At 51.3% G+C, this 306-nt stretch carries 1 pseudogene; it reads left to right on the plus strand.

From position 1 onward, the window contains the following. A pseudogene (locus SB786_RS35930) lies at positions 1 to 306 on the plus strand (DNA polymerase); the annotation flags it as partial.

The following is a 306-nucleotide window of genomic DNA, read 5'->3' on the forward strand; positions in this document are numbered from 1 at the left end:
GAAGCGGTTTACGAAGCGATCTTCGGTAAACCGAAAGAAAAAGTTTACGCGGACGAAATCGCGAAAGCGTGGGAAACCGGTGAAGGTCTGGAACGTGTTGCGAAATACTCTATGGAAGACGCGAAAGCGACCTACGAACTGGGTAAAGAATTCTTCCCGATGGAAGCGCAGCTGTCTCGTCTGGTTGGTCAGCCGCTGTGGGACGTTTCTCGTTCTTCTACCGGTAACCTGGTTGAATGGTTCCTGCTGAGTAAAGCGTACGAACGTAACGAACTGGCGCCGAACAAACCGGACGAACGTGAATAC

This window comes from Burkholderia sp. SIMBA_062 (assembly GCF_046534765.1).
Classification (GTDB): domain Bacteria; phylum Pseudomonadota; class Gammaproteobacteria; order Burkholderiales; family Burkholderiaceae; genus Burkholderia; species Burkholderia ambifaria.